At 62.7% G+C, this 22,583-nt stretch carries 29 protein-coding genes; 12 read left to right on the top strand and 17 right to left on the bottom strand.

What is annotated here, in order from left to right:
* Positions 1–4: 4 nt before the first annotated feature.
* The 8 genes from tldD to coxB form a co-directional block, all read right to left on the bottom strand.
* Positions 5–1,420 carry a metalloprotease TldD gene (tldD, locus tag C5J26_RS12085; protein WP_046664532.1) on the bottom strand — a complete coding sequence of 472 codons (1,416 nt, stop codon included), beginning with the start codon at positions 1,418–1,420 and terminating at the stop codon, positions 5–7.
* Between the two features lie 93 nt (positions 1,421–1,513).
* On the bottom strand, positions 1,514–2,284 hold the full coding sequence (locus tag C5J26_RS12080; RefSeq protein WP_206051177.1) for an SURF1 family protein: 771 nt from the start codon (positions 2,282–2,284) through the stop codon (positions 1,514–1,516).
* Between the two features lie 67 nt (positions 2,285–2,351).
* Positions 2,352–3,227: a cytochrome c oxidase subunit 3 gene (locus tag C5J26_RS12075; RefSeq protein WP_046664530.1), complete on the bottom strand. Its 876-nt coding sequence runs from the start codon at positions 3,225–3,227 to the stop codon at positions 2,352–2,354.
* A gap of 51 nt (positions 3,228–3,278) precedes the next feature.
* Positions 3,279–3,914 (bottom strand): cytochrome c oxidase assembly protein, encoded by a 636-nt coding sequence (locus C5J26_RS12070; protein ID WP_105401978.1) that lies wholly within the window; start codon positions 3,912–3,914, stop codon positions 3,279–3,281.
* A 9-nt stretch (positions 3,915–3,923) separates the two neighbouring features.
* Entirely contained in the window at positions 3,924–4,061 is a 138-nt protein-coding gene (locus C5J26_RS32675; protein WP_172745838.1) for a hypothetical protein, read from the bottom strand.
* Positions 4,061–5,017 carry a heme o synthase gene (locus tag C5J26_RS12065; RefSeq protein ID WP_105401977.1) on the bottom strand — a complete coding sequence of 319 codons (957 nt, stop codon included), beginning with the start codon at positions 5,015–5,017 and terminating at the stop codon, positions 4,061–4,063. The genes C5J26_RS32675 and C5J26_RS12065 overlap by 1 nt, the downstream gene beginning before the upstream one ends.
* Before the next feature lie 67 nt (positions 5,018–5,084).
* Positions 5,085–6,791: a cytochrome c oxidase subunit I gene (ctaD, locus tag C5J26_RS12060; protein ID WP_046664526.1), complete on the bottom strand. Its 1,707-nt coding sequence runs from the start codon at positions 6,789–6,791 to the stop codon at positions 5,085–5,087.
* A gap of 18 nt (positions 6,792–6,809) precedes the next feature.
* On the bottom strand, positions 6,810–7,694 hold the full coding sequence (coxB, locus tag C5J26_RS12055) for a cytochrome c oxidase subunit II (protein ID WP_046631144.1): 885 nt from the start codon (positions 7,692–7,694) through the stop codon (positions 6,810–6,812).
* On the opposite strand from coxB, the gene C5J26_RS32670 reads away from it, so the two are divergent.
* The 9 genes from C5J26_RS32670 (at position 7,660) to C5J26_RS12015 (ending at position 13,520) form a co-directional block, all read left to right on the top strand.
* Positions 7,660–7,869: a hypothetical protein gene (locus C5J26_RS32670; protein ID WP_172745837.1), complete on the top strand. Its 210-nt coding sequence runs from the start codon at positions 7,660–7,662 to the stop codon at positions 7,867–7,869. The genes coxB and C5J26_RS32670 overlap by 35 nt on opposite strands.
* A gap of 236 nt (positions 7,870–8,105) precedes the next feature.
* A complete protein-coding gene (locus C5J26_RS12050; protein ID WP_105401976.1) occupies positions 8,106–8,756 on the top strand; it encodes an invasion associated locus B family protein in 651 nt (216 codons plus the stop codon).
* Between the two features lie 59 nt (positions 8,757–8,815).
* A complete protein-coding gene (locus C5J26_RS33525) occupies positions 8,816–9,007 on the top strand; it encodes a DUF1304 family protein (RefSeq protein WP_256386078.1) in 192 nt (63 codons plus the stop codon).
* A gap of 4 nt (positions 9,008–9,011) precedes the next feature.
* Positions 9,012–10,019 (top strand): 4-hydroxy-3-methylbut-2-enyl diphosphate reductase, encoded by a 1,008-nt coding sequence (gene ispH, locus C5J26_RS12040; RefSeq protein WP_105401975.1) that lies wholly within the window; start codon positions 9,012–9,014, stop codon positions 10,017–10,019.
* Between the two features lie 142 nt (positions 10,020–10,161).
* Positions 10,162–11,145: a homoserine kinase gene (locus tag C5J26_RS12035; protein WP_105401974.1), complete on the top strand. Its 984-nt coding sequence runs from the start codon at positions 10,162–10,164 to the stop codon at positions 11,143–11,145.
* Positions 11,142–11,582 carry a ribonuclease HI gene (rnhA, locus tag C5J26_RS12030; RefSeq protein WP_105401973.1) on the top strand — a complete coding sequence of 147 codons (441 nt, stop codon included), beginning with the start codon at positions 11,142–11,144 and terminating at the stop codon, positions 11,580–11,582. Before C5J26_RS12035 ends, rnhA begins: the two co-directional genes overlap by 4 nt.
* Before the next feature lie 24 nt (positions 11,583–11,606).
* Positions 11,607–12,335 (top strand): bifunctional 2-polyprenyl-6-hydroxyphenol methylase/3-demethylubiquinol 3-O-methyltransferase UbiG, encoded by a 729-nt coding sequence (locus tag C5J26_RS12025; RefSeq protein WP_105401972.1) that lies wholly within the window; start codon positions 11,607–11,609, stop codon positions 12,333–12,335.
* Between the two features lie 3 nt (positions 12,336–12,338).
* Positions 12,339–13,148, top strand: a complete 810-nt coding sequence (locus tag C5J26_RS12020; RefSeq protein ID WP_206051176.1) for an endonuclease/exonuclease/phosphatase family protein — start codon at positions 12,339–12,341, stop codon at positions 13,146–13,148.
* 63 nt (positions 13,149–13,211) lie between these two features.
* A complete protein-coding gene (locus C5J26_RS12015) occupies positions 13,212–13,520 on the top strand; it encodes a Dabb family protein (protein ID WP_105401971.1) in 309 nt (102 codons plus the stop codon).
* 42 nt (positions 13,521–13,562) lie between these two features.
* On the opposite strand, the gene C5J26_RS12010 is transcribed toward C5J26_RS12015, so the two are convergent.
* The 7 genes from C5J26_RS12010 to C5J26_RS11985 form a co-directional block, all read right to left on the bottom strand.
* Positions 13,563–14,462: a metal ABC transporter solute-binding protein, Zn/Mn family gene (locus C5J26_RS12010; RefSeq protein WP_105401970.1), complete on the bottom strand. Its 900-nt coding sequence runs from the start codon at positions 14,460–14,462 to the stop codon at positions 13,563–13,565.
* A gap of 29 nt (positions 14,463–14,491) precedes the next feature.
* A complete protein-coding gene (locus tag C5J26_RS12005; protein ID WP_105401969.1) occupies positions 14,492–15,364 on the bottom strand; it encodes a metal ABC transporter permease in 873 nt (290 codons plus the stop codon).
* Positions 15,361–16,128: a metal ABC transporter ATP-binding protein gene (locus C5J26_RS12000; protein ID WP_105401968.1), complete on the bottom strand. Its 768-nt coding sequence runs from the start codon at positions 16,126–16,128 to the stop codon at positions 15,361–15,363. The genes C5J26_RS12005 and C5J26_RS12000 overlap by 4 nt, the downstream gene beginning before the upstream one ends.
* Positions 16,125–16,247 (bottom strand): hypothetical protein, encoded by a 123-nt coding sequence (locus tag C5J26_RS33520; RefSeq protein ID WP_256386077.1) that lies wholly within the window; start codon positions 16,245–16,247, stop codon positions 16,125–16,127. The genes C5J26_RS12000 and C5J26_RS33520 overlap by 4 nt, the downstream gene beginning before the upstream one ends.
* 172 nt (positions 16,248–16,419) lie before the next feature.
* A complete protein-coding gene (locus C5J26_RS11995) occupies positions 16,420–16,701 on the bottom strand; it encodes a hypothetical protein (protein WP_046631161.1) in 282 nt (93 codons plus the stop codon).
* Positions 16,702–16,820: 119 nt separating this feature from the next.
* Complete coding sequence (locus tag C5J26_RS11990) at positions 16,821–17,306, bottom strand: peroxiredoxin (protein WP_046631163.1); 486 nt, start codon at positions 17,304–17,306, stop codon at positions 16,821–16,823.
* Positions 17,307–17,445: 139 nt separating this feature from the next.
* Complete coding sequence (locus C5J26_RS11985; RefSeq protein ID WP_245441156.1) at positions 17,446–18,303, bottom strand: protein-disulfide reductase DsbD domain-containing protein; 858 nt, start codon at positions 18,301–18,303, stop codon at positions 17,446–17,448.
* A gap of 162 nt (positions 18,304–18,465) precedes the next feature.
* Between C5J26_RS11985 and C5J26_RS11980 the strand changes: the two genes are divergently transcribed.
* From C5J26_RS11980 to C5J26_RS11970, 3 genes are all read left to right on the top strand, one after another.
* Positions 18,466–19,071 carry a YqgE/AlgH family protein gene (locus C5J26_RS11980; protein ID WP_105401966.1) on the top strand — a complete coding sequence of 202 codons (606 nt, stop codon included), beginning with the start codon at positions 18,466–18,468 and terminating at the stop codon, positions 19,069–19,071.
* Between the two features lie 93 nt (positions 19,072–19,164).
* Positions 19,165–19,356, top strand: a complete 192-nt coding sequence (locus C5J26_RS11975; protein WP_046631166.1) for a CsbD family protein — start codon at positions 19,165–19,167, stop codon at positions 19,354–19,356.
* Positions 19,357–19,448: 92 nt separating this feature from the next.
* Entirely contained in the window at positions 19,449–20,516 is a 1,068-nt protein-coding gene (locus C5J26_RS11970) for a putative zinc-binding metallopeptidase (RefSeq protein ID WP_105401965.1), read from the top strand.
* Between the two features lie 243 nt (positions 20,517–20,759).
* On the opposite strand, the gene C5J26_RS11965 is transcribed toward C5J26_RS11970, so the two are convergent.
* Together C5J26_RS11965 and C5J26_RS11960 are read right to left on the bottom strand one after the other, a co-directional pair.
* On the bottom strand, positions 20,760–21,914 hold the full coding sequence (locus C5J26_RS11965) for an acyl-CoA dehydrogenase family protein (RefSeq protein WP_105401964.1): 1,155 nt from the start codon (positions 21,912–21,914) through the stop codon (positions 20,760–20,762).
* 202 nt (positions 21,915–22,116) lie between these two features.
* A complete protein-coding gene (locus tag C5J26_RS11960; protein WP_105401963.1) occupies positions 22,117–22,569 on the bottom strand; it encodes a DUF1801 domain-containing protein in 453 nt (150 codons plus the stop codon).
* Between the last annotated feature and the right edge of the window lie 14 nt (positions 22,570–22,583).

Here is a 22,583-nt window from a genome sequence, read left to right as displayed (position 1 = left end):
GGCCTTACGCCTTCGTCCCGCCCACCGTCACCTGGTCCATCCGCAGATGCGGCTGGCCGACGCCGACGGGGACCCATTGGCCGCCCTTGCCGCAATTGCCGATGCCGGTGTCGAGCTTCATGTCGTTGCCGACCATCGAGACGCGGCGCATCGCATCTGGGCCGTTGCCGATCAGCATGGCGCCCTTGATGGCGGGGCCGATTTTGCCGTTTTCGATCATGTAGGCCTCGGTGCAGCCGAACACGAACTTGCCCGAGGTGATGTCCACCTGGCCGCCGCCGAAGGAGACGGCGTAAATGCCCTTTTTCACCGAGGCGATGATTTCTTCGGGCGATTTGTCGCCGCCGAGCATGTAGGTATTGGTCATCCGCGGCATTGGCGTATAGGCATAACCCTGGCGGCGGCCGTTGCCGGTCGGTTGAACGCCCATCAGCCGGGCGTTCTGGCGATCCTGCATGTAACCGACGAGCTTGCCGTTCTCGATCAGCACGTTGTAGGCGGATGGCGTGCCTTCGTCGTCTATGGTGAGAGAGCCGCGGCGGTTGTCGATCGTGCCGTCGTCGACGACGGTGACGCCGGGGGCCGCGACCATCTCGCCGAGCAGGCCCGCAAAGGCCGAGGTCTTCTTGCGGTTGAAATCGCCTTCCAGCCCGTGGCCGACCGCCTCGTGGAGCATCACGCCCGGCCAGCCGGAGCCGAGCACGACGTCCATCGTGCCCGCCGGAGCGTCGATGGCGGTCAGGTTAACGAGCGCCTGGCGCAGCGCCTCGTCGGCGCCGGTCTGCCAGTTGCCTTCCGTCACGAAATCGCCGAAGCCGATACGGCCGCCGGTGCCGAACGAACCGCTCTCTTGCCGGTCGCCGTCACCGACGACGACGGAAATGTTGATGCGCGTCATCGGGCGGATGTCCTGCACGCGGTGGCCATCAGCGCGCAGGATGTCGACCACCTGCCAGCTTGCGGACACCGTTGCCGTCACCTGCCGCACCTTGTCGTCCTTGGAGCGCAGATAGGCGTCGATGTCGGTGAGCAGCTTGACCTTCTCCTCGAAGCTGGGGCTGCCGATCGGGTTCTCGTCGCCGTAATATTTCTTGTTGGTGCGCTGGGGAGCCGCCGCGTAGGAGCCGGAATAACCGGCGGTGACGGCCCGCACCGCATCCGAGGCGCGGGACAGCGCTGCCGCCGAGAGCTCGCCTGCATGGGCATAACCGACCGCTTCCCCGGCGACCGAGCGCAGCCCGAACCCCTGGTCGGTGTTGAACGAACCGCCCTTCAGGCGGCCGTTGTCGAAGGTCAGCGATTCCGCCTGGGCATGTTCCACGAAAAGCTCGCCGTCATCGGCGCCGGTAAGCGCCTCGGAGAGGATCGAGCGCAGCTTGGTCTCGTCGCAGTCGAAAAGGTTGAGAAGGTCGGTGTTCATGGGTGCTCCTTCGGCGCTGCCCTATGAAGACGCGCGCTCTGCTCCAACCGATGTAGGTCCGGGGAGGGACCGAAGCAAGCCTATCCTGCGGGCTCAGGCGTGTTTGCGGCGGAAGATCATGCCGATGACGACGGCAACGAGGGCCGCGGCAAGGCCGTACCAGGTCACGGCATATTGCAGGTGGCTGTTCGGCAGGTCGAACTGGGTGACGCCGCCTTTGGGCCAGCCGCCCGGATTGACGATCGACCCATCGGCATCCACGAAGAACGGCACGACCTTCGACGCATCGATACCCGTGGTGGAGGCCATGGCGTCGAGATCCTTCCAATAGAAGATGTTCTTGGCGAGATCGTTGTCCGGGACGATCGAGGACGGCTTTTCGCCAAGCCGTACCCGCGCATAACCGGTGACGGTCTGCTGGTCGGCAACCTCCCCGGCGGTACGGGTTTTCGGGTCCTTCATCTCATAGGGCACGAAACCGCGGTTGACGAACAGGATGCGGCCGTCGGCAAGCATCATCGGGGTATAGACGTAGAAGCCGGTTTGGCCGCCGAAGGTCGCGAAGAAATGCCGCTCCCCGGCATGGTCGAACGTGCCGGTGACCGATACCCGGCGGTATTCGATATCGCCGCCGGATTTTTTGATCGCCTCGATATCGGAAAGCGCGACGGGCGCCGCCGCCCGCCGCTGAGCGATATCGGCGAGCAGGCCTTCCTTCCAATGCAGCCGCTCCACCTGCCAGGTGCCGAGCGACAGCAGGATGGCGAGCGCCGCCAGCACCACGACGGCGGTCGCGATCACCCGGCCACGGCCGCGGGCGGGCTTCTTATCCGATGCGGTTGGCGAGGGAGCCTTGGTTGCCATTCGTTCCAGTCCTCAAAAAGCAGAAGGGCGGCTTGTCGCCGCCCTCCCGGAATTCATGTCCCCTGGCTCAATGGGCGAGCGGTGCGCCCCAGCCACCCCAGATGTAGATGGCGAAGAAGAGGAACAGCCACACCACGTCGACGAAGTGCCAGTACCAGGCGGCGGCCTCGAAGCCGAAATGCTGGGTGGGCGTAAAACCTCCGTTGATCGCGCGCAGCAGGCAGACAGCCAGGAAGATCGTGCCGACCAGGACGTGGAAGCCGTGGAAGCCGGTCGCCATGAAGAAGGTCGCGCCGTAGATCGAGTTCGAGAACGCGAACGGAGCGTGGATATACTCGTAAGCCTGGACGCAGGAGAACAGGATGCCGAGTGCGACGGTCAGCGCCAGACCGCTGATCAGGCCTTTGCGGTCGCCGTGCAGCAGCGCATGGTGAGCCCAGGTGACGCAGGTGCCGGACAGAAGCAGGATGACCGTGTTGTAGATCGGCAGGTGCCAGGGGTCGAGCACCTCGACGCCCTTCGGCGGCCACTGACCGCCGAGGAACTCGACGCGGGTCGCCTGGATCGCCTCGTTGGCGTAGAGGCTGGCATCGAAAAAGGCCCAGAACCAGGCGACGAAGAACATCACTTCCGAAGCGATGAACATGATCATGCCGTAGCGCAGATGCAGCGAAACCACGCGGGTATGAGCGCCCGAATTGCCTTCCTTGACCGTGTCCGTCCACCAGCCGATCATCGTGTAGATGATGATCGCCAGGCCGCCGTAGAACCACCATGGGCTCGCCCAGTTAAGGCCGAAAAGATGGAACTCGCCGCCCTTCAGATAGCGCATGTAGGCGACGCCGCCGAAGGTCATGACGAAGGCGCCGAGCGAAGCCAGGATCGGCCACGGGCTCGGATCGATGATGTGGTAGTCGTGATTTTTCTGATGCGCGTCGGCCATGTCAGAATCCCCGGATGAATGCCTGCTCCGCCGGAAAACCGGCGAACCCTCTTAAAGTTTCCCCACGCCTGTGTTCTGGGCGCCCGTCTTCGGGGCGCCTGCCTTCGAGCCTTCCGGCAGAGCCGCAACCGGTTTGCCCGGTTCGCTCGGATAGAAGGTGTAGGACAGGGTGATCGTCTTGATGTTCTTGGTCTCTTGGGCCGTGGCGAGCTCCGGGTCAACGAAGAACACCACCGGCATCTGAACCGACTGGCCGGGCTGCAGCGTCTGCTCGGTGAAGCAGAAGCACTCGACCTTGTTGAAATAGGCGCCCGCTTCCATCGGCGTCACGTTGAACACGGCACTGCCCGTCGTCGGCTTGGACGACCGGTTGGTCGCCGTGTATTCGATCTGCACGGTCTCCCCGATCTTCGGGTTGACGGCCTTGGCGGGCTTGAACTCCCAGTTCAGGCCCGGCGAGATGTTGGCGTCGAACGTCACCTGGATAGGCTTGTTCAGGATCTTGTCGGAATACTGCTCGACGCGCTGGGTTGTGCCGTTATAGCCGGTGACCTGGCAGAACAGCCGGTAGAGCGGGACCGAAGCATAGGCGGCGCCGACCATGCCGGCCACGAAAACGGCGCAGCCGGCGAAGATCGCGCTGTTGCTGACCCGCTTTGCCTGACCGTTCTGATTGACGTCCGTCATCGCTCCACCCTAGTTCCCGACTCCGCCGATTTTCACCAGCGTCATGATGTAGAAGAGGACCACGAGCCCGGCGAGAACGATGCCAAGCGCGATATTGCGGTTGCGGCGGGATTTCCTCTGAGCTTCGCTGAGCTTGATTTTTTCCATCACAGCAGACCTCCCACGAGGTGCGGCAGTCCCGCGAGCAGCCGGTCGGCCAGCAGGCCTGAGAAGATCGCAAAGAGATAGAAGATCGAATAGGCGAACATCTTCTTCGCCGGCATCATCTTCTCATCGCCGTCGGGCATGCGCCGGACGGCGATGGAACAGATGACGAAGATCGCGCCGAGCAAGGCGGCGAAGATGCCGTAACCGAGGCCGGCAAGGCCGGTGAGGGTGGGGGCGACCGCGATCACCGCGGTCAGCACCGCATAAACGATGATCTGGTTCTTGGTCGAGGCCTCGCCTGCGACATTGGGCATCATCGGCACGCCGACCGAGCCGTAGTCGCGCATCTTGAAGAGCGCGAGTGCCCAGAAATGCGCCGGCGTCCACAGGAAGATGATCAGGAACAGGAGAATGCTGTCGAGCGACACGCCGCCCGTGACGCAGGCCCAACCGATCATCGGGGGAAATGCACCGGAGGCGCCGCCGATGACGATGTTCTGCGGCGTCGAGCGCTTCAGCCACATCGTGTAGACGACGGCATAAAAGAAGATCGTGAAGGCGAGCAGGCCGGCCGAGAACCAGTTGACTGCAAGGCCGAGGATGACGACCGAGAAGACCGAGAGCGTCAGGCCGAAGGCAAGCGCTTCCTGAGGCAGGATGCGGCCGGCCGGGATCGGGCGCTTGGCGGTGCGGGTCATGATCGCGTCGATATCGGCGTCGTACCACATGTTGAGCGCCCCGGAGGCGCCGGCGCCGACCGCGATGCAGAGAATGGAAATCACGCCGAGGACCGGATTGATCTGACCTGGCGCGAGAATGAGACCGGCGAATGCGGTGAAGACCACGAGCGACATCACCCGCGGCTTCAGGAGCTCGAAGAAATCGCGCGCACTCGCTTCCGAGAGGCGTGAGCCTCCATCGGTGCCGAGAGCGTCGTGATTGTCCATAACCGTCATTGAACCGTCCTGCTTGGTATTTCAAGGCATCGCGTTGCCGCGATGCCCTTTTTCAAGGATTGAGCGCTTACTTGATGCGCGGCAGCTGTTCCCACTGGTGGTACGGCGGCGGCGAAGAAAGCTGCCATTCCAGCGTGGTCGCACCTTCGCCCCACGGATTGTCGCCGGCGATGCGCTTCTTTGCAAAGGCTTCCCAGACGCCATAGAGGAAGATCAGAACGCCGACGAAGGAGATGTAGGAGCCGATGGAGGAAACATAGTTCCAGCCGGCAAACGCATCCGGATAGTCGATGTAACGGCGCGGCATGCCGGCGAGACCCAGGAAATGCTGGGGGAAGAACACCAGGTTGACGCCGATGAACATGACCCAGAAATGCAGGTTGCCGATCCGCTGGCTGTACATGTAGCCGAACATTTTCGGGAACCAATAGTACCAGGCCGCGAAGATGGCGAAGACCGCGCCGAGCGACAGAACGTAGTGGAAGTGGGCCACGACGTAATAGGTGTCATGCAGCGAGCGATCGAGGCCGGCATTGGCGAGCTGGACGCCCGTGACGCCGCCGACGGTGAACAGGAAGATGAAGCCGATCGCCCAGATCATCGGCGTCGAGAAGGTCAGCGAGCCGCCCCACATCGTCGCGATCCAGGAGAAGATCTTGATGCCGGTCGGGACCGCGATGACCATCGTCGCGAAGACGAAGTAACGCTGTGCATCGAGCGACATGCCGACCGTGTACATGTGATGGGCCCAGACGATGAAGCCGACGGCGCCGATCGCGACCATGGCATAGGCCATGCCAAGATAACCGAAGACCGGCTTCTTGGAGAAGGTCGAGACGATGTGGCTGACGATGCCGAAACCGGGCAGGATCAGGATGTACACTTCCGGGTGGCCGAAGAACCAGAACAGGTGCTGGTAGAGGATCGGGTCACCGCCGCCTTCCGGCGAGAAGAAGGTCGTGCCGAAGTTGCGGTCGGTCAGAAGCATGGTGATAGCGCCCGCCAGAACCGGCAGCGAGAGCAGCAGCAGGAAGGCAGTGACCAGCACGGCCCAGGCAAACAGCGGCATCTTGTGCAGCGTCATGCCCGGAGCGCGCATGTTGAGGATCGTGGTGATGAAGTTGATCGCACCGAGGATCGAGGATGCGCCGGCGACGTGCAGCGAGAAGATCGCCAGGTCGACGGCCGGACCCGGATGACCCATGGTCGCGAGCGGCGGATACATGGTCCAGCCACCGCCGACGCCGTAAGCACCCGCCGGACCTTCGACGAACATCGAAAGCAGCAGAAGCAGGAAGGCCGGCACGATCAGCCAGAAGGAGATGTTGTTCAGGCGCGGGAAGGCCATGTCCGGCGCGCCGATCATGATCGGCACCATCCAGTTGGCGAAACCGCCGATCATCGCCGGCATGACCATGAAGAAGATCATGATCAGCGCGTGGCCGGTGGTGAACACGTTGAACATGTGCTTGCCGCCGTCGATCGCGGCGTCGCCCTGGAAGCCGTAGACCATCGAGGCCAGACCATGGAAGATCTGGATGCCCGGTTCCTGCAGTTCCATACGCATGGCGACCGACAGAAGTCCGCCGACGATGCCCGCGAAGATCGCGAAGATCAGGTAGAGCGTGCCGATGTCCTTGTGGTTGGTCGAAAACAGCCAACGCTGAGCAAAGGTCGGCGTGTGCGAATGATCATGATGATCGTCGTGGGCATGCGCATCATCGTGAGAGGTGCGAGCATGAGCGTGATCGTCGTGAGCGGAATGTCCAGCCATTGTCCTCACTCCTCCGTATTACTTGGATTCATTTGCCGCGACGGCAAAATTGCCGGCAGGCTTGTCGACCGCAGCCACGAGAGCCTTGTAGGCGCCCGGCAGGTCGGTCGCAGCAGCTGCGAGCCAGGTCTTGTACTTGTCTTCCGAGACGACGCGGATGGCGATCGGCATGTACGCGTGGTCCTTGCCGCACAGTTCGGAGCACTGGCCGTAATAGAGGCCTTCCTTCTCGGCCTTGAACCAGGTCTCGTTCAGACGGCCCGGAACGGCATCGATCTTGAGCCCGAAAGCCGGCATTGCGAAGGCGTGGATGACGTCGGACGGAGCGGCGGTCACCAGCACGCGCACGGTCTTGTTGACCGGGATGATCATTTCGTTGTCGACGGCGAGAAGACGCGGATAGACGGCAGGATCGGTCTTGCCGGCGGCGGCGCGGTCCTGGTCCTTCAGCATGAAGCTGTCGAAGGCCACCGGCGCCGGCGTGCCTTCATATTCATAATTCCACTGCCACTGGGTGGCGGTGGCCTTGACCGTCATGTCCGATTCCGGAATTTCGAGCTGGGCATTCAGGAGATTGAAGGAGGGAATGGCGAGGAAGAAGAGGATGAGAACCGGGCCAAGCGTCCAGATGATCTCGATCGCCGTATTGTGGCTGGTCCGCGATGGTACCGGATTGGCGCTGGCGCGGAACTTGACGACGACGACGACCAGCAGGGCCAGAACCAAAAGCGTGGTCGGCACGATGAACCACAGCGTATAGTGGTTGAACCAGCGGATCTGGTGCATGATCGGCGTTGCTGCCGCCTGGAAGTCAATCTGCCACGGATGCGGCTGGTCCGCAAAACCTGCGGAAGCAAAGAGCAGACAGATGAGCGCCGTCATCACTGCAAAAGCCCTGTTCATCACTACATATCTCCCCATGCGTCTGATCTCGATCAAACCGAACGCAGAATCCAAGCTATATGGTCTGCTTCAATCACAGTTTGCCTGCCGCCGCAATATCTGGCGGGAAAAGCCCGTGCGGCATTTTTGCGCCTATGGGATAAGCCCGGAATCCCGCGATAATCAGGGGCTGTAGCTCGCTTTTTCGACCCGGCCGACATCGTATTTCAACGGCCTTCCACATCTCCGGCCGCGTCATTATAGACCGTACGAGGGCCAAAATCCGGCTTTTTCCCGATAAAAGTGACGGCTGGGCCACGTGGCCCGGCGGGTCCCACTTTCGCCGTACTCCACTGGAAAGAGGTCAGGGCTTTTCATTTCGTCTAGTGAACGACAAGAATAGCCGCACTGATTCGTCTTCCAGAGGTTTCCATGGGTCGTCCCTCCCTGATCTGCGCCGGTCTAGCCGTGATGCTTGCAGCCGCCGTTTCGCTTCCCGCGTTCGCGCAGCAGCCGCAACCCGGCCCGCGGCCCGCTGCACCCCAGCCGGCCCCCGTTCCGGCACCGGGCGCCAAGCCGGGACCGCAGGCACCCCGGCCGGCGCCGAACGGCGGGCAGGCCCAGCAGCCTCCGGGGCAGCAGGCGCAGCCCCCGGGCAACGTGCGCGAGAACCATGGCGCATGGTCGATCATCTGCGACCGGCCGGCCGGCGCTTCCGCGGACCAGTGCGCGCTGATGCAGAACGTCATCGCCGAGGACCGGCCGGAAGTCGGCCTGTCGGTGGTGGTGCTGAAGACCGCCGACCGCAAGGCGCGCATTCTGCGCATCCTCGCGCCGCTCGGCGTGCTCCTGAAGGACGGCATGGAACTCTATGTCGACAACAACAATATCGGCCGCGCCTATTTCACCCGCTGCTTCTCCGAGGGCTGTTATGTGGAAGTGGAGATCGACGAGGAACTGATGCGCATCCTGCGCGCCGGCAAGGCTGCCGTCTTTGCCCTGCGCGAATCCGCAGATCAGGACCGGGTCGGCATTCCGATCGAGCTCACCGGCTTCGGCCCGGGCTACGACGCGCTTCCGTGACGTCATAAGCGTGACGTCATAAGAAGGCGATCGGAGCTTTATGGGCCTTGAGGGCAGGCGTGATTTCCCGTGCGTTTCGACGACATGGTGCGCGACGCGATCCTGCCTTCGCTTTCCAATTGAAGCTCTTCTTTCTTGTGTGCGCGATCATTGCCGCTATATATGGCGCGTGGTCGGTCAAGCCGCGTATCCTGCTCATCCAGCGCGGTCCGGCCATTTTCGCTCTCGTGCTGACAGTCCTGGCGTCCTGATTTGATGGCATCATCCATACCTGAAAAAAGCCCGCTCAAGATCCGCCTCTGCGGCCCCCGCGGTTTCTGCGCCGGTGTCGACAGGGCGATCCAGATCGTCGTGCTGGCGCTGAAAGCCTATGGCGCGCCGGTCTATGTCCGCCACGAGATCGTCCACAACCGTTATGTGGTCGAGGGTCTCGAAGCGAAGGGCGCCGTTTTCGTCGAGGAACTGGACGAGATCCCGGCCGAACATCGCGAGCAGCCGGTTGTCTTCTCCGCCCATGGCGTACCGAAATCCGTGCCCGAGGATGCCGAGGCCCGCAATCTCTTCTATCTCGACGCGACCTGCCCGCTGGTTTCGAAAGTCCACAAGCAGGCGATGCGCCACCAGCGCCTCGGCCGCCATGTGGTGCTGATCGGCCATGCCGGCCATCCGGAAGTGATCGGCACGATGGGCCAGCTGCCGCCGGGCACGGTGTCGCTCATCGACACGATCGCCGACGCGGAAGCCTATGTCCCTGAAGATCCGGACAACCTCGGTTACGTCACCCAGACGACGCTCTCGGTGGACGATACCGCAGGCGTCATCGCCAAGCTGCAGGAGCGTTTCCCGAACCTCACGGCGCCTTCCGCCGACAGCATCTGCTACGCCACCACCAACCGCCAGGAAGCGGTCAAGGAAGCTGCCCCCGGCTGCGACCTCTTTATCGTCGTCGGTGCTCCCAATTCGTCGAATTCCAAGCGGCTGGTCGAAGTGGCGCTGAGGGCAGGGGCCAAGCGCTCCCTCCTGGTGCAGCGCGCCTCCGAATTGAATTGGGACGAGATCGGCCAAATCGGCACGCTCGGCCTTTCCGCCGGCGCCTCCGCCCCGGAAGTCATCGTCGACGAGATCATCGCCGCCTTCAAGGAGCGTTTCGAGGCCGAGATCGAGCTCGCGATCACCGCGGAGGAAACCGAAAACTTCCTCGTCAACCGCGAGCTGCGCGGCGTGCCTCTGACGGTTGATGACATGGCCTGGGTGAATGGGTGAGGAGCAGCCCGGCGAAGCCTGAAAAAACGATAGAGTGGTCCGATTTCAGCTTCGGACGCCCCGGCCTCTAGCGAAGGGCCGGGCGAGCCGCTAGGAAAGCCCCATCACCTATCTGCGCGGCAGAATCAAGCGGGATGACACCTTGGCCGTTTACACCGATATCACCGAAGACGACCTGAAGCAGTTCCTGACCGAGTACGATGTCGGCGAATTGACCTCCTACAAGGGAATTGCCGAGGGCGTCGAGAATTCGAACTTCCTGCTGCACACGACCCGCGATCCGCTGATCCTGACGCTTTACGAAAAGCGGACGGATGAGCGTGACCTGCCGTTTTTCCTCGGCCTGATGCAGCATCTGGCGGCTGGCGGCCTGTCCTGCCCGCTGCCCCTGCCGCGCAACGACGGAAATCTCTACGGCACCCTGTCCGGCCGGCCCGCCGCCCTCATCTCCTTCCTCGAAGGTATGTGGCTGAGGAAGCCGGAGGCGAAACATTGCCGCGAGGTCGGCAAGGCGCTCGCCCGGATGCACCTCTCCGGCCAGGATTTCGAGCTGACGCGCCCAAACTCGCTTTCCGTCGAAGGCTGGAAGACGCTTTGGGAAAAGTCCGCCGCGCGCGCCGACGAGGTCGAAACCGGCCTGCAGGACGAAATCTCCTCGGAACTCGATCACCTGGACCGGAACTGGCCAAAGGACCTGGCCGCCGGCGTCATCCATGCGGATCTCTTCCAGGACAATGTCTTCTTTCTCGGCGACGAACTGTCCGGCCTGATCGACTTCTATTTCGCCTGCAACGACCTGCTCGCCTATGACGTCTCGATCTGCCTGAATGCCTGGTGTTTCGAAAAGGACGGCGCCTACAACCTCACCAAGGGCCAGGCGCTGCTCGAAGGCTACCAGAGCGTCCGTCCACTCGACGCAGGCGAGATCGAGGCCCTGCCGATCCTCGCCCGCGGTTCGGCGCTGCGGTTCTTCCTGACGCGGCTCTACGACTGGCTGACGACGCCGGCCGGCGCGCTGGTCGTCAAGAAGGACCCGCTCGAATATCTACGCAAGCTGCGCTTCCACCGCCAAATTACATCGGCCACCGAATACGGGCTGACTGAAGAAAGACTGTCCGCATCATGAAGCAGGTAGATATTTTCACCGACGGCGCCTGTTCCGGCAATCCCGGCCCGGGCGGCTGGGGCGCCATCCTGCGTTATGGCGACACGGAAAAGGAAATGTTCGGCGGCGAGGCCGAGACGACCAATAACCGCATGGAGCTGATGGCGGCGATCTCCGCGCTGAACGCGCTGAAAACGCCGTGCGAAGTCAACCTTCATACCGACAGCAAATATGTGATGGACGGCATATCCAAGTGGATCTTCGGCTGGAAGAAGAACGGCTGGAAGACCGCCGACAAGAAGCCGGTGAAGAATGCCGAGCTCTGGCAGCAGCTTGAGGAAGCGCGCAACAAGCACAAGGTGACGCTGCACTGGGTGAAAGGCCATGCCGGCCATCCGGAAAATGAGCGCGCCGACGAGCTTGCCCGCCTCGGCATGGCGCCGTTCAAGAAGAGATAATCGGCCAAGCCTGGGAGAAGATCGATGGCCCAGAACGTTTACGACACGCCGGAATTCTTCGAGGGCTACAGCCAGCTCGGCCGCTCGGTGCATGGGCTGGCTGGCGCCGCCGAATGGCCGATGATCCGCACATTGCTTCCCGCGCTGAACGGCCTGCGTATCCTCGATCTCGGCTGCGGTTTCGGCTGGTTTTCCCGTTTTGCGGCGGAGGAGGGCGCTGCCTCGGTGCTCGGCCTCGATCTTTCGGAAAACATGATCGCCAAGGCCCGGACGGAAAACGCCCACCCGGCTATCGTTTATGACATCGCTGATCTGGAGCGGGTCGAATTGGCCGCGGCAGCCTTCGATCTCGCCTACAGCTCGCTCGCCTTCCACTACCTTGAGGATTTCCGCCGGCTGGTGGAAGAGGTTCATTCTGCCCTCGCGCCGGGTGGAAAGTTCGTTTTCACCATCGAACACCCGATCTACATGGCCTCCCGAAATTCCGGCTGGCGGACGGATGACGCGGGCCAGAGATTCTGGCCGGTGGATGGTTATTCGATCGAGGGTCGGCGCACGACCGACTGGCTCGCCAGGGGCGTCGTCAAATATCACCGCACCATCGGCACGACGCTGAACACGCTGATCGATGGCGGTTTTGCCATCCGCCGTGTCATCGAATGGCATCCCTCGCCGGATCAGCTTGCTGCCAATCCGGCACTTGCCGAGGAAATGGATCGTCCGATGATCCTCATGGTTTCCGCGGAGCGCTGAGCGATGACCCTGCGCCTGATCTCCCTCAACGCCTGGGGCGGCCGCGTCCATGCGCCGCTGATGCAATATCTCAAGGACACCGATCCGGATGTGCTCTGCCTGCAGGAAGTCACCCGCACGCCGGATGCAGCCGCCGACTGGCTGGCCTACCGCGACGGCGCCTTCGAACTGCCGCAGCGGGCCAGCCTCTACGAGGATGTGAAGGCGGTTCTGCCCGGCCATGAGGCGATGTACGCTCCGGTCGCCCGCGGTACGCTGTTCGAGGGTGAGCGGGAGGTCGGCTCCGAATTCGGCCTCGCCACGTTCGTGCGCGGTTCTTTGCCCATCATCGGCCAGCAGCTTGGTTTCGTGCATGGAGAGTTTTCGGCCGGCGGCTGGGGCGAACATCCGCGCTCGCGCAACGCCCACGCCGTCCGCATCCACCGCTACGGGATAGGCTCGGCGGTGACCATCGTGCAGATGCACGGGCTGCGGGATCTTGCCGGAAAGGGCGACACGCCGGCCCGGCTGGCCCAGGCGCATGCTCTCGTCGCGCTGATCCAAAAGGTCTGGCAGCCGGGTGAACAATTGATCGTCTGCGGCGATCTCAATCTGCTGCCCGGCAGCGAGACCTTCGCCATTCTCGGAAAACTCGGCCTCACCGATCTTGTCACCACCCGCGGCTTCACCGACACCCGCACCTCCTGGTACCCGAAGGACGGCCGTTATGCGGATTACCTGCTGGTGACGCCGGATGTGAAGGTCGAGAGTTTTGATGTGGTCGCCGAGCCGGAAGTTTCCGACCACCGCGCGCTTCTTCTGGAAATCGCCTGAGCCGCTGTTGCGCTCGCAGCATCAGTCACTATTCTGCCGCCAATAACCCGGGGAGGTCCGCTCATGATCCTGCATTGCGTATTCGTTCGGTTCAAGGCGGCCATCCAGCAGGCCGACAAGCAGTCGATCTACGATGCGGTCGCCGCGCTTAAAGATGTCACGCCCGGCATCCTCGACGTGAAATTCGGCCAGAACGTTTCGCCGGAAGGCCTGAACGGCGGCTTTCTCGACGGTTTCATCGTGACCTTCGAGAAACCCGAGGCGCGCGACGCCTATCTCGTCCATCCGGACCACATAGCTGTCGGCGACCGGATCATCGGCTCTGCGGACGGCGGGCTGTCGGGGCTTCTGGTTTTCGATATGGCGGTTTGAGCAAAGGCCGCGGGCGTTTGCCCGCAGCCTACTCTTGCGGGGTCAGCTCGACTTCGCCATCGCCGTGGCGATCTGGTCGACATTATAGCGGAACATCTTTTCATAGGTCGGCGCCGGCCCCTTGGCATCCGAGAGCGATTCGACATAAAGCTCGCCGCCCGGCTGGGCAGCGGTCGCCTTGGCGATCTGCTTCACAAGCCGCGGATCGTTGGAGTTTTCGAGGAAGTAGGTTTTTACGCCCTCGGCCTTGATCTGCTCGATCAGCTTGGCGACGTCGGCGGCCGAGGCTTCGGTCTCGGTCGATAGGCCGAGCGGCGCCAGGAAGCTGACATTGTATTCGCGGCCGAAATAACCGAAGGCATCGTGGCTGGTCAGCACCTTGCGGCGGTCGGCCGGCACCGCGTCGAACTTGGAATGGGCGTATGCATTCATCGCATCGAGCTTCTGGCGATAGGCTTCGGCATTCGCCTTGAAGGCGGCGGCATCGCCCGGATCTGCCTCCGACAGCGCCTTCTCGATATTGGCGACCCAGACCTTGACGTTGACCGGGCTGTTCCAGACATGCGGATCGGTCACCGTCTTGCCGTCTTCGTCCATGGTGCGGGTGTTCACCCCTTCAGACACCACGACCGGCTTGCCCTTGTAGCCCGAGGCGGTGATCAGCCGGTCCATCCAGCCTTCAAGGCCTTCGCCGCTGACGAAGGCCACCTGCGCCGTCTTGAGGTTCCGGGCGTCCGTCGGCGATGGCTCGAATTCGTGGGGATCGCCGTTCGGGCCGACAAGGTTCGTCACCTTCACGTGTTTACCGCCCACCTGGGAGACGACATCGCCGAGCACCGTGAAGGAGGCGACGACCTTGAGCGTGTCGGCGAAGGCCGGCACGGCGGAAAAGGCCATGAGGGCGGGAATGGCGGCGGAGAGAAGCAGTCTGCGGGATATCATCGAGGTCTCCTTGAGATTGACCGGTGGTATCAGCCCTTCAGATGTGGGCTGGGAAACAGCCGCCGGGCAAAACCTGACGGCGAGAAGAGAATGGAAAGGCCGTAGATCACTGCCGCCGTCATGATGATCGTCGGGCCGGAGGCGAGTTCGAGGTGATAGGAGGCGACCAGTCCGACATAGCCGGAGACGGCCGCCGTGCCGGCGGCAAGAACCATCATCGCGGTCAGGCTGCGGCCCCAGAGCTGCGCTACCGCGGCCGGCAGCATCATCAGCCCGACCGCCATCAGCGTGCCGAGCGCCTGGAAGCTTGCCACCATGTTCAACACCACGAGCAGCAGGAACAGCGCGTGATAGACCGGCCCGCGGCCACCGACGGTGCGCAGGAAGCCCGGATCGAAACACTCCGCCACCAGCGGCCGGTAGACCAGCGCGAGGGCGATGAGCGTTACCGATGTGATCGAGCCGATGAGGGCGAGTGCGGGGCCGTCGATCGCGAGAATGGTGCCGAACAGCACGTGCAGCAGGTCGATATTGGATCCGCGCAGCGAGACGATCAGCACGCCCAAGGCCAGCGAGGTCAGGTAGAAGCTTGCAAAGCTCGCATCTTCCTGCAGCACGGTGGCCCGGCTGACGATGCCGGAGAGCAGAGCCACAGAAAGACCCGCCACGAGCCCGCCGATCCCCATCGCCGTCAGCGACAGGGAGCCGGCGACGAGATAACCGATCGCCGCACCCGGCAGCACCGCATGGCTCATCGCATCGCCCATCAGGCTCATGCGCCGCAACATCAGGAAGACGCCGATCGGTCCGGAGCCGAGCGCCAGGCACAGGCAGGCGACCAGCGCCCGGCGCATGAAGCCGTAATCGGCAAACGGCGCGATCAGCAGATCGTAGGCGCTCATGCGACAACCCCGTTGGTCGAGGCCTTTCCGCTTGGGCTCTCGCAAATCCCTGCGCCGTCGTCCCATCGCTCCGCCATCATCCGCGCCTTGAGCAGATTGCCGGCCGACATCACCTCCGCCGTCGGCCCCCAGGCGATGCATTCGCGGGCCAGAAGCAGGGTCTCGGGAAAATGCGCCCGCACCTGCTCGAGGTCGTGAAGCACGGCGATCACGGTGCGGCCTTCGCCATGCCAGTGCGCGACGATGTCGAGCAGATCCTGTGTCGTGCGCGCGTCGATTGCGGTAAATGGCTCGTCGAGCAGGATGACTTTCGCATCCTGAAGCAGGAGGCGTGCAAACAGCACCCGTTGGAACTGGCCGGCCGAAAGCGAGCCGATCGGCCGCCGTTCGAACCCGCCGAGGCCCACGGCGGCGAGCGTTCCGGCCGCCCGGGCATGTTCCTTCGCTCCGTTCGCCCTGAAGGCTCCCGTATGCCGCCACGCACCGAGCAGCACCGTATCGAGGACCGAGATCGGGAAACGCCGGTTGATGTCCGCCGCCTGCGGCAGATAGCCGAAATCGCTGCGGGCGAGCTGATGCTGCAGCCGCCCTTCCGCCGGCCGCAATTCGCCCATGATCGCCTTCATCAGCGTCGATTTACCGGCACCGTTCGGCCCGGCAATCGCAGTCAGGCTGCCGGCCCGGAAGAAACCCGAGACGTGATGGACGGCGGGATGACGGTCGTAGGTGACCGTGAGGTTATCGAGCGTGAGGAGGGCGTTCACGGAAGCATCGCCGCCCAGGCGATCGCCAACCAGAGAAGGCCAAGGAGCAGCGCGACGTGGACGAGGCGGCCAAGGGCCGAACTGCCGATCAGGCTGGAGGAGTGAGGAAGTCGTGCCATCGCAATCGCCATTTATGTAATAACATTACAGGTATGTTATAACAAATACGGCAGAAAGAGGGCGGGTGTCTATATTCAGTGATCGCCGGAGGGGCCCGGCAAAGCGTTCCGTCGCCGTGCAGGCCCCCACACCGCCGGATAGACGCGGTGTCGTCGGTTGCGATTGAGAATGTCAGCGGTTCTGCTGGTTCAACCCCGGTAGCGCGTTCTGATCGGAAGGTCTTGCGGGAGCTTCATATTGGCTGCCTTGCGCATCCGATGGTTTGGACGGTGCGGTCTCGGTCTGGCTGGAAACCAGATATCCCAGTCCCACGGCCCCGATCGCGACGATGAATGCGCCGGCGATCGCGCCGATCCCCCTGGCCGGGTTCTGCTTGATGATCCCGAAGGCGAGGGCCAGTCCCAGAATTGCCGCGCCGCCCGCAACGACGAATAACCACATGGCGTTTTCCATTGCGATATCCTCTCGATGTTACTCGACTGCGTAACCTGAAGACCTGCTCGAAGTTCCGAACTTTGCCGCAAACAAAAAGGACGCCCGCAGGCGTCCTTTGGAAGCAAAATCAATGGCGCTCAGAGCTGTTCCAGCATCGCGGCGGCGCCGGAGACGGTGGCCTGGCCGGGGCTTTCCTCGACGTTGAGCGATTTCACGACGCCGTTTTCGACCAGCATCGAATAACGCTTCGAGCGCACGCCCAGGCCGCCGGCCGAAAGGTCGGCGTCGAGGCCGAGCGCCTTGGTGAAGGCGCCGTCCCAGTCGGCCAGGAAGTGGATCTTGCCAAGACCGCCGGTCTGGGTCGCCCAGGCGCCCATCACGTGCCAGTCGTTGACGGCGAGGACGGCAATGTCGTCGACCCCCTTGGAGAGGATCGCGTCGCGGTTTTCGAGATAGCCGGGCAGGTGGTTCAGCGTGCAGGTGGGCGTAAAGGCGCCGGGCACGGCGAAGACAACCACCTTCTTGCCGTCGAACAGCTGTTCGGTGGTGATCTCCACCGGACCGTCCGCGGTCTTTTCCTTGAACTTGGCTGGGGGAAGTTTGTCGCCGATGGCAATCGTCATGGGGCTCTCCTCGGTTGGGCGAGCGCCTGTTTCAGGCCCGCCATTCGCGGCGCACTATAGAGCGCACTTGGCGCAAGACAAGGGAAGGGCCGCAATGCAACACGCCGCCGGAGGCAGGTCCGATCAACAGGACGTGACGTCATTCGAAGGCGAGCGAGGTTTCCATGGCGCGGTTGCCGGCGATCACCAGAATGCCCCAGCGCTTGCCCTTGATATCGTAATTCTTCGGCAATTTGCCGACCGGCATGTCGAGCGCGTAGGCGTCGCCGTCGCGTCGGCCGTTGACGCCGTCGAAGAGCACGTGGCCCTGCGGACCGGTGACGATCACCTGCGGCGATGCCGAGGCCTCGGGCGGCAGTTTCAGCTTCAGGGCCAGCTTGTCGCGCCCCTGCGTCATCGCGTAGTAGGTGACGGCGAAATCGTCCGAGGGCGGTTCCGGGAGTTTCGAGGCCGCGGCGTTGAGGATCATCGCCTCTTCGACGGGCGTGCCCTTGGTGGCTCCAAGCTGCAGCGAGAATTCCGCCTGGAACGGAATGCAGATGTTGCGGCAAAGGCCGACGAAGGCGGAAGCGCCGAGGTTCAGCGGCTTGCCGGGATCCTCCATCTTGAGCTCGAAGGGCAGGGTGACCGCATGGTCGTAGCCGATATCGCGCAGCTTGCCGTTGTCGATCCGCTTCGGCACGGGATAACTCATGCTGTTCAGCGTCACGCCGCTTGCCTTGGAAAACATCATCTGCGGCGGAATGCCGGCATCGCCCGGCTCCTTCCAGTAGGTGATCCAGCCGGCCTTCGGTTCGATCTGCAGCGCGCCACGCACCGTGCCGTCCGGCTCGGGCGGCATCGCCACCACCCGCATCCGGCCGCCCTCGTTGCTCGCCCAAGGCGTGGTCTCGGCGCAGCTCATCGTGGCAATGCCCAGGACTGCGCCTGCAGTGATGCAGGCGGCGAGCGCTGCTGGCGCGCGTGACGGAATGCTGCTCGGCAAAATTCTCTTCATCGACCAAGCGTTTAACCGATTGGCCTTGCCCGAACCAGTCACGAGCCCACGCAAACTGATCATTTTCGGTTGATTGATCGGGGCGACTGCCCCATCTTGATGGAATTGCAATTGACGCTCTCCTGCCCGTTTGGCCGGGCCGGAAGGCAGGCTGGAGGCATCATGTCTTTCTCGACCCTCGAGGACAAGAGCGAACGGGGCTTCCTGGACGGACAGTTCCTGATTGCCATGCCGGGCATGCAGGACAGCAATTTCACGCGCGCCGTCGTTTATGTCTGTGCCCATTCGCCGGCTGGCGCGATGGGCTTCATCATCAACCGCGCGCAGCAGATTTCGTTCACGGACGTTCTCCTTCACCTGAAGATCATGGATCAGGCCGATGCGATCATGCTGCCGGTGCAGACCCGTGATCTGCCGATCCTTTCCGGCGGTCCGGTAGAGACCGGCCGCGGTTTCGTGCTGCATTCGGACGATTTCGTCAGCGAGTCCTCCATTCCGGTGAGTGACGACATCTCGCTGACCGCCACGCTCGATATCATCCGCGCCATCTGCGACGGGCGGGGGCCGGCGCGCGCAACGATGTTGCTCGGTTATGCCGGCTGGGGTGCCGGCCAGCTGGAAATCGAGATCGCCAACAACGGCTGGCTGAACTGTCCTGCCAGCGACGCGCTGATTTTCGACCGCGCGCTGGAAGGCAAATACGAACGCGCCCTGGCGCTCCTCGGCGTCAGTCCGGAAATGCTCTCCAGCGAAGCTGGCCACGCCTGATCGCTCAATTTCGAAAGATTTCCGGAACGAAGCCTGCAGCCCGGAGTTCTTTTCCCAGCAGGACGATGGGCGTCCTCACCGAGGAGAAGCACGATGGGCAGCACCAGTGACAAGATGGCCGGCAAGGCCAACGAAATGACCGGCAAGGTCAAGCAGGCAGCCGGCGACATGACCGACAATCCGAAGCTCAAGGCAAAGGGTGCGGGCCAGGAAGCCAAGGGCCATGCGCAGCAGGCCAAGGGCAAGGTCAAGGATGCGGCGAAGGGTGTTGTCGACCGCATGTAACGGTTACTCTACAAGCTTAGAATGCGAACCTGTTCCGGCTCCGGCCGGAGCAGGTTTTCTGTATCCGCCCATTTGAAACCGACGGACGTTCCATGCGCCTCTACGACTGCGATCATTGCGGCCAGACCATCCACTTCGACAATCGCTCCTGTGTGAACTGCGGCCACCGGCTGGCCTTCGTCCCGGAGCATCTGGCCATGCATGCGCTTGCGCAGGATGAAGAGGAGGGGGCATGGCATCTCGTCGCCCGGCCGGACTACAAGGTGCGCCACTGCCCCAATGCCGCGATGGATATCTGCAACTGGACCGTCAGCGCTGACGATCCGCATCCCTTCTGCCCTGCCTGCCGGCATAATCGCCTGGTTCCGGATGCCTCGACCGAGGTCGGCCTCAGCCAGTGGCGGCGCATCAGCCAGGCGCAGCGGCATCTCTTCTACTCGTTGATGCGCTGGAACCTGCCGCACACCAATCGCGACGAGGATCCGCAGGGCGGTCTCGTTTTCGATTTCCTGATTGATGAGGTTCAGCCGGACGGCACCATCGTACCGGCCATGACCGGCCACGAGGACGGCCTGATCGCGATCCGCGCCGCCGAGGCCGACGATGCGACCCGCGAGCAGGTGCGCGTCTCGATGAACGAGCCCTACCGCACCATGCTCGGGCATTTTCGCCATGAGACCGGTCACTATATCTGGGACAAGCTGGTACGCGACGGCGGCAGGCTGGACGAGTTCCGAGCCATCTTCGGCGACGAGACGATCGATTACAGCGCGGCGCTGCAGAGAAATTACGAGCTGGGCCCGCCGCCCGGCTGGCAGGATTTCTACATCAGCACCTATGCCAGCACCCATCCTTGGGAAGATTTTGCCGAGTGCTTCGCCCACTACCTGCATATCGTCGATACGTTGGAGACAGCCCGTGCCTATGGCATGGTGATCGAGCCGCGTGGCCATGCGGAAATGGCGGCGGAAGTGGCTTTTAATCCTTATGCGGCACGTGATGCGGAACAGCTCGTCTCAGCCTGGGTGCCGTTCAGCATGGCCCTCAACAGCATCCATCGCTCGATGGGCCAGCCGGATCTTTATCCCTTCGTTCTCTCGCAGGCCGTCATGGTCAAGCTGGAATATATTCACCGGCTTATCCAGGCGCAGAGGGGATAGCCCCGCCCCAAAAAGAAAACCCGCCTTTCGGTGGATCGAAAGGCGGGAAGTAGTTTATGGGGCGCATTCAGAGACCCCTGGGAATTAGGGGGCAAGATCACGATTTCGTCAACTCCAAAACATGCATTATCATGTTTTAACAGGCGCTACTTTAAGTTGAAGTTGCCTTTTTGATCGTGCATTCCGGAGTAAAAATGCAGCCTATGCTGGTTTTTGGACGTCGCCACCTCAAGCTTTTGTTTCTCAAAAGGTCCTGAGCGTATCGAGACCCAGCGCCATGCGGCCGGAAAATTCCTGCTGCGGTCCGGTTCTCATGGGGTGATAACGGGCGCCCTGAATGTCGCGGAACCGGCGTTCGAGGCCCTTGTCCCGGTAGAAGGCTGCGCCGCCTGCTGTCTCCATGGCGAGTTCCGTCGCGGCGATCGCGTGGCGGGCGACCAGCGAGCGGCCGATCATGATCTCGTTGGTCGTGGCCGGCGAAGGTTCGCCGCGCTCGGCCGCGGCAATCATGCCGGCATGGGCGTATTGCGCGGCCCTGAGTTCGGTCTCCATCCGCCCGGCAAGCTCGATCACATGGGCGTCCGGCTCCTTCCGCTTCGCCATCTCGACCGCAATATCGCGTGCGCTTTCCGCAACGCCGAGATAGGCCGAGTAGATCAGCGGGAAGGCGATCATCGAGATGATGTGGAACAGCATGTGCCATTCGCCTTGGTTGCGCTTCAGCGCGACCGCTTCTTCCGGCACCACATGGCCCTCGATCATCACGTCGTTCGAGCCCGTGCCGCGCATCCCCATCACCTTCCAGGTGTCGAGAACTTTGACATGCGGCGATTTCATCGGCAGGCCGAAATGCAGGACCTTCGGTCCATCCGGTTCGTCGAGCACCGCGCCGGTCATCAGGATGTCGCCGATCGGCGAGCCGGAGGTGAAGATCTTGCGCGCGGTGATCCGGTAACCGCCATCGACCTTCTGGGCCTTGCCCGATCCTTCGATCCAGTCCGAGCCGCCGCTCGAGAGCAGGACGACCCGCTCCGCTGCCACGCGTTTGAGAAGCGGCATAACCGGTGCCGCCTTCTGACGTGTCCAGCGCCAGGCGGGGATCGCCACCTGATGCGTGTGCATCGAAAAGGCGAGCGCCGTCGAGCCGCAATGGTGCGCGAGCTCCCGGATCATCTCGCAGAGTTCGCGAACCTCAGCGCCGCCGCCGCCGAGATCGGCGGGGACGCCGGCCTCGATCAGGCCGGAATGGCGCAGGTCGCGATAATTGTCGGCGACGAAGGCATCGCCGTCATCGGACTCCGCGGCGCGTGCGGCAAAGACCGGCCCGAGCGACCTGGCAATGCCGACCGCATTCGAATGGACCGTGTGGGCGGGTTTGAGTTCGGTTGCCGTTGTCATTTTTTCTCCTCCCATTTGTCGAGAATGGGCGGAGTGTTGGCCGCTCGGCGAGCCGCCGCAAGTACAGGAAATGGACTAGACCCTGCCGGACACGGATAGCCGCCGCCGCGGCACCGAGGATGACCGGGGCAAATCCGGTAACCCGGAGCCCTTGATCATGGCATCGGAAAGCGGATCGATCCGCACCGTTTAGCCGGTACTTTTAGGCGCTCTTCGGCTTCTTCTGCGAGCGGGCGGGGCGGGCGGTATTCAGCGCCACGGCGGCCCGAATGAGTGCCTTCAGCGCCTCCTCATGGATCTTGTCGCCCTCGTGAAAATCGATCGCACGCCTGGTATTTCCGTCGAGGCTGGCGTTGAAGAGGCCGGAAGGATCCTCCAGCGAAGCCCCTTTGGCGAAGGTCAGTTTCACGGCTGCCTTATAGGTCTCGCCGGTGCAGATGATCCCGTCGCGCTCCCAGACCGGGACCCCTCGCCACTTCCATTCCTCGATCACGTCGGGCTCGGCCTGCTTGATCAGGAGCCGGACGCGGGCGAGCGTCTCCCCCCGCCAGTCGCCAAGCTCGCGGATCCTCGCATCGATCAACTGCGCCGGAGAGGGGTCTTTGTCCGCCGAAATGCTGTTTATGGTTTTCATTGTTGCCGTCGCTTTCTTCATGCTGTCGCCGTTCG

It is taken from the genome of Neorhizobium sp. T7_12 (assembly GCF_002968535.1).
GTDB classification, from domain to species: Bacteria; Pseudomonadota; Alphaproteobacteria; order Rhizobiales; family Rhizobiaceae; genus Neorhizobium; species Neorhizobium tomejilense.
Note: the sequence above shows the minus strand (reverse complement) of the source record. Positions and strands in the feature narration are given on the sequence as shown.

Coding starts and splice junctions, on each gene's coding strand:
- C5J26_RS12080 (WP_206051177.1), bottom strand. CDS start 2,284: ATGGCAACCAAGGCTCCCTCGCCAACCGCATCGGATAAGAAGCCCGCC.
- C5J26_RS12020 (WP_206051176.1), top strand. CDS start 12,339: ATGACCCTGCGCCTGATCTCCCTCAACGCCTGGGGCGGCCGCGTCCAT.
- C5J26_RS33520 (WP_256386077.1), bottom strand. CDS start 16,247: ATGGCACGACTTCCTCACTCCTCCAGCCTGATCGGCAGTTCGGCCCTT.
- C5J26_RS12070 (WP_105401978.1), bottom strand. CDS start 3,914: ATGACGGACGTCAATCAGAACGGTCAGGCAAAGCGGGTCAGCAACAGC.
- C5J26_RS12075 (WP_046664530.1), bottom strand. CDS start 3,227: ATGGCCGACGCGCATCAGAAAAATCACGACTACCACATCATCGATCCG.
- C5J26_RS11990 (WP_046631163.1), bottom strand. CDS start 17,306: ATGACGATTGCCATCGGCGACAAACTTCCCCCAGCCAAGTTCAAGGAA.
- ispH (WP_105401975.1), top strand. CDS start 9,012: ATGGCATCATCCATACCTGAAAAAAGCCCGCTCAAGATCCGCCTCTGC.
- C5J26_RS12015 (WP_105401971.1), top strand. CDS start 13,212: ATGATCCTGCATTGCGTATTCGTTCGGTTCAAGGCGGCCATCCAGCAG.
- C5J26_RS12025 (WP_105401972.1), top strand. CDS start 11,607: ATGGCCCAGAACGTTTACGACACGCCGGAATTCTTCGAGGGCTACAGC.
- C5J26_RS12065 (WP_105401977.1), bottom strand. CDS start 5,017: ATGACGGTTATGGACAATCACGACGCTCTCGGCACCGATGGAGGCTCA.
- C5J26_RS12005 (WP_105401969.1), bottom strand. CDS start 15,364: ATGAGCGCCTACGATCTGCTGATCGCGCCGTTTGCCGATTACGGCTTC.
- C5J26_RS11960 (WP_105401963.1), bottom strand. CDS start 22,569: ATGAAGAAAGCGACGGCAACAATGAAAACCATAAACAGCATTTCGGCG.
- C5J26_RS12010 (WP_105401970.1), bottom strand. CDS start 14,462: ATGATATCCCGCAGACTGCTTCTCTCCGCCGCCATTCCCGCCCTCATG.
- tldD (WP_046664532.1), bottom strand. CDS start 1,420: ATGAACACCGACCTTCTCAACCTTTTCGACTGCGACGAGACCAAGCTG.
- C5J26_RS32675 (WP_172745838.1), bottom strand. CDS start 4,061: ATGGAAAAAATCAAGCTCAGCGAAGCTCAGAGGAAATCCCGCCGCAAC.
- C5J26_RS12050 (WP_105401976.1), top strand. CDS start 8,106: ATGGGTCGTCCCTCCCTGATCTGCGCCGGTCTAGCCGTGATGCTTGCA.
- C5J26_RS11965 (WP_105401964.1), bottom strand. CDS start 21,914: ATGACAACGGCAACCGAACTCAAACCCGCCCACACGGTCCATTCGAAT.
- C5J26_RS11995 (WP_046631161.1), bottom strand. CDS start 16,701: ATGGAAAACGCCATGTGGTTATTCGTCGTTGCGGGCGGCGCGGCAATT.
- C5J26_RS32670 (WP_172745837.1), top strand. CDS start 7,660: ATGAGCGCCGTCATCACTGCAAAAGCCCTGTTCATCACTACATATCTC.
- coxB (WP_046631144.1), bottom strand. CDS start 7,694: ATGAACAGGGCTTTTGCAGTGATGACGGCGCTCATCTGTCTGCTCTTT.
- rnhA (WP_105401973.1), top strand. CDS start 11,142: ATGAAGCAGGTAGATATTTTCACCGACGGCGCCTGTTCCGGCAATCCC.
- C5J26_RS11975 (WP_046631166.1), top strand. CDS start 19,165: ATGGGCAGCACCAGTGACAAGATGGCCGGCAAGGCCAACGAAATGACC.
- ctaD (WP_046664526.1), bottom strand. CDS start 6,791: ATGGCTGGACATTCCGCTCACGACGATCACGCTCATGCTCGCACCTCT.
- C5J26_RS11980 (WP_105401966.1), top strand. CDS start 18,466: ATGTCTTTCTCGACCCTCGAGGACAAGAGCGAACGGGGCTTCCTGGAC.
- C5J26_RS11970 (WP_105401965.1), top strand. CDS start 19,449: ATGCGCCTCTACGACTGCGATCATTGCGGCCAGACCATCCACTTCGAC.
- C5J26_RS11985 (WP_245441156.1), bottom strand. CDS start 18,303: ATGAAGAGAATTTTGCCGAGCAGCATTCCGTCACGCGCGCCAGCAGCG.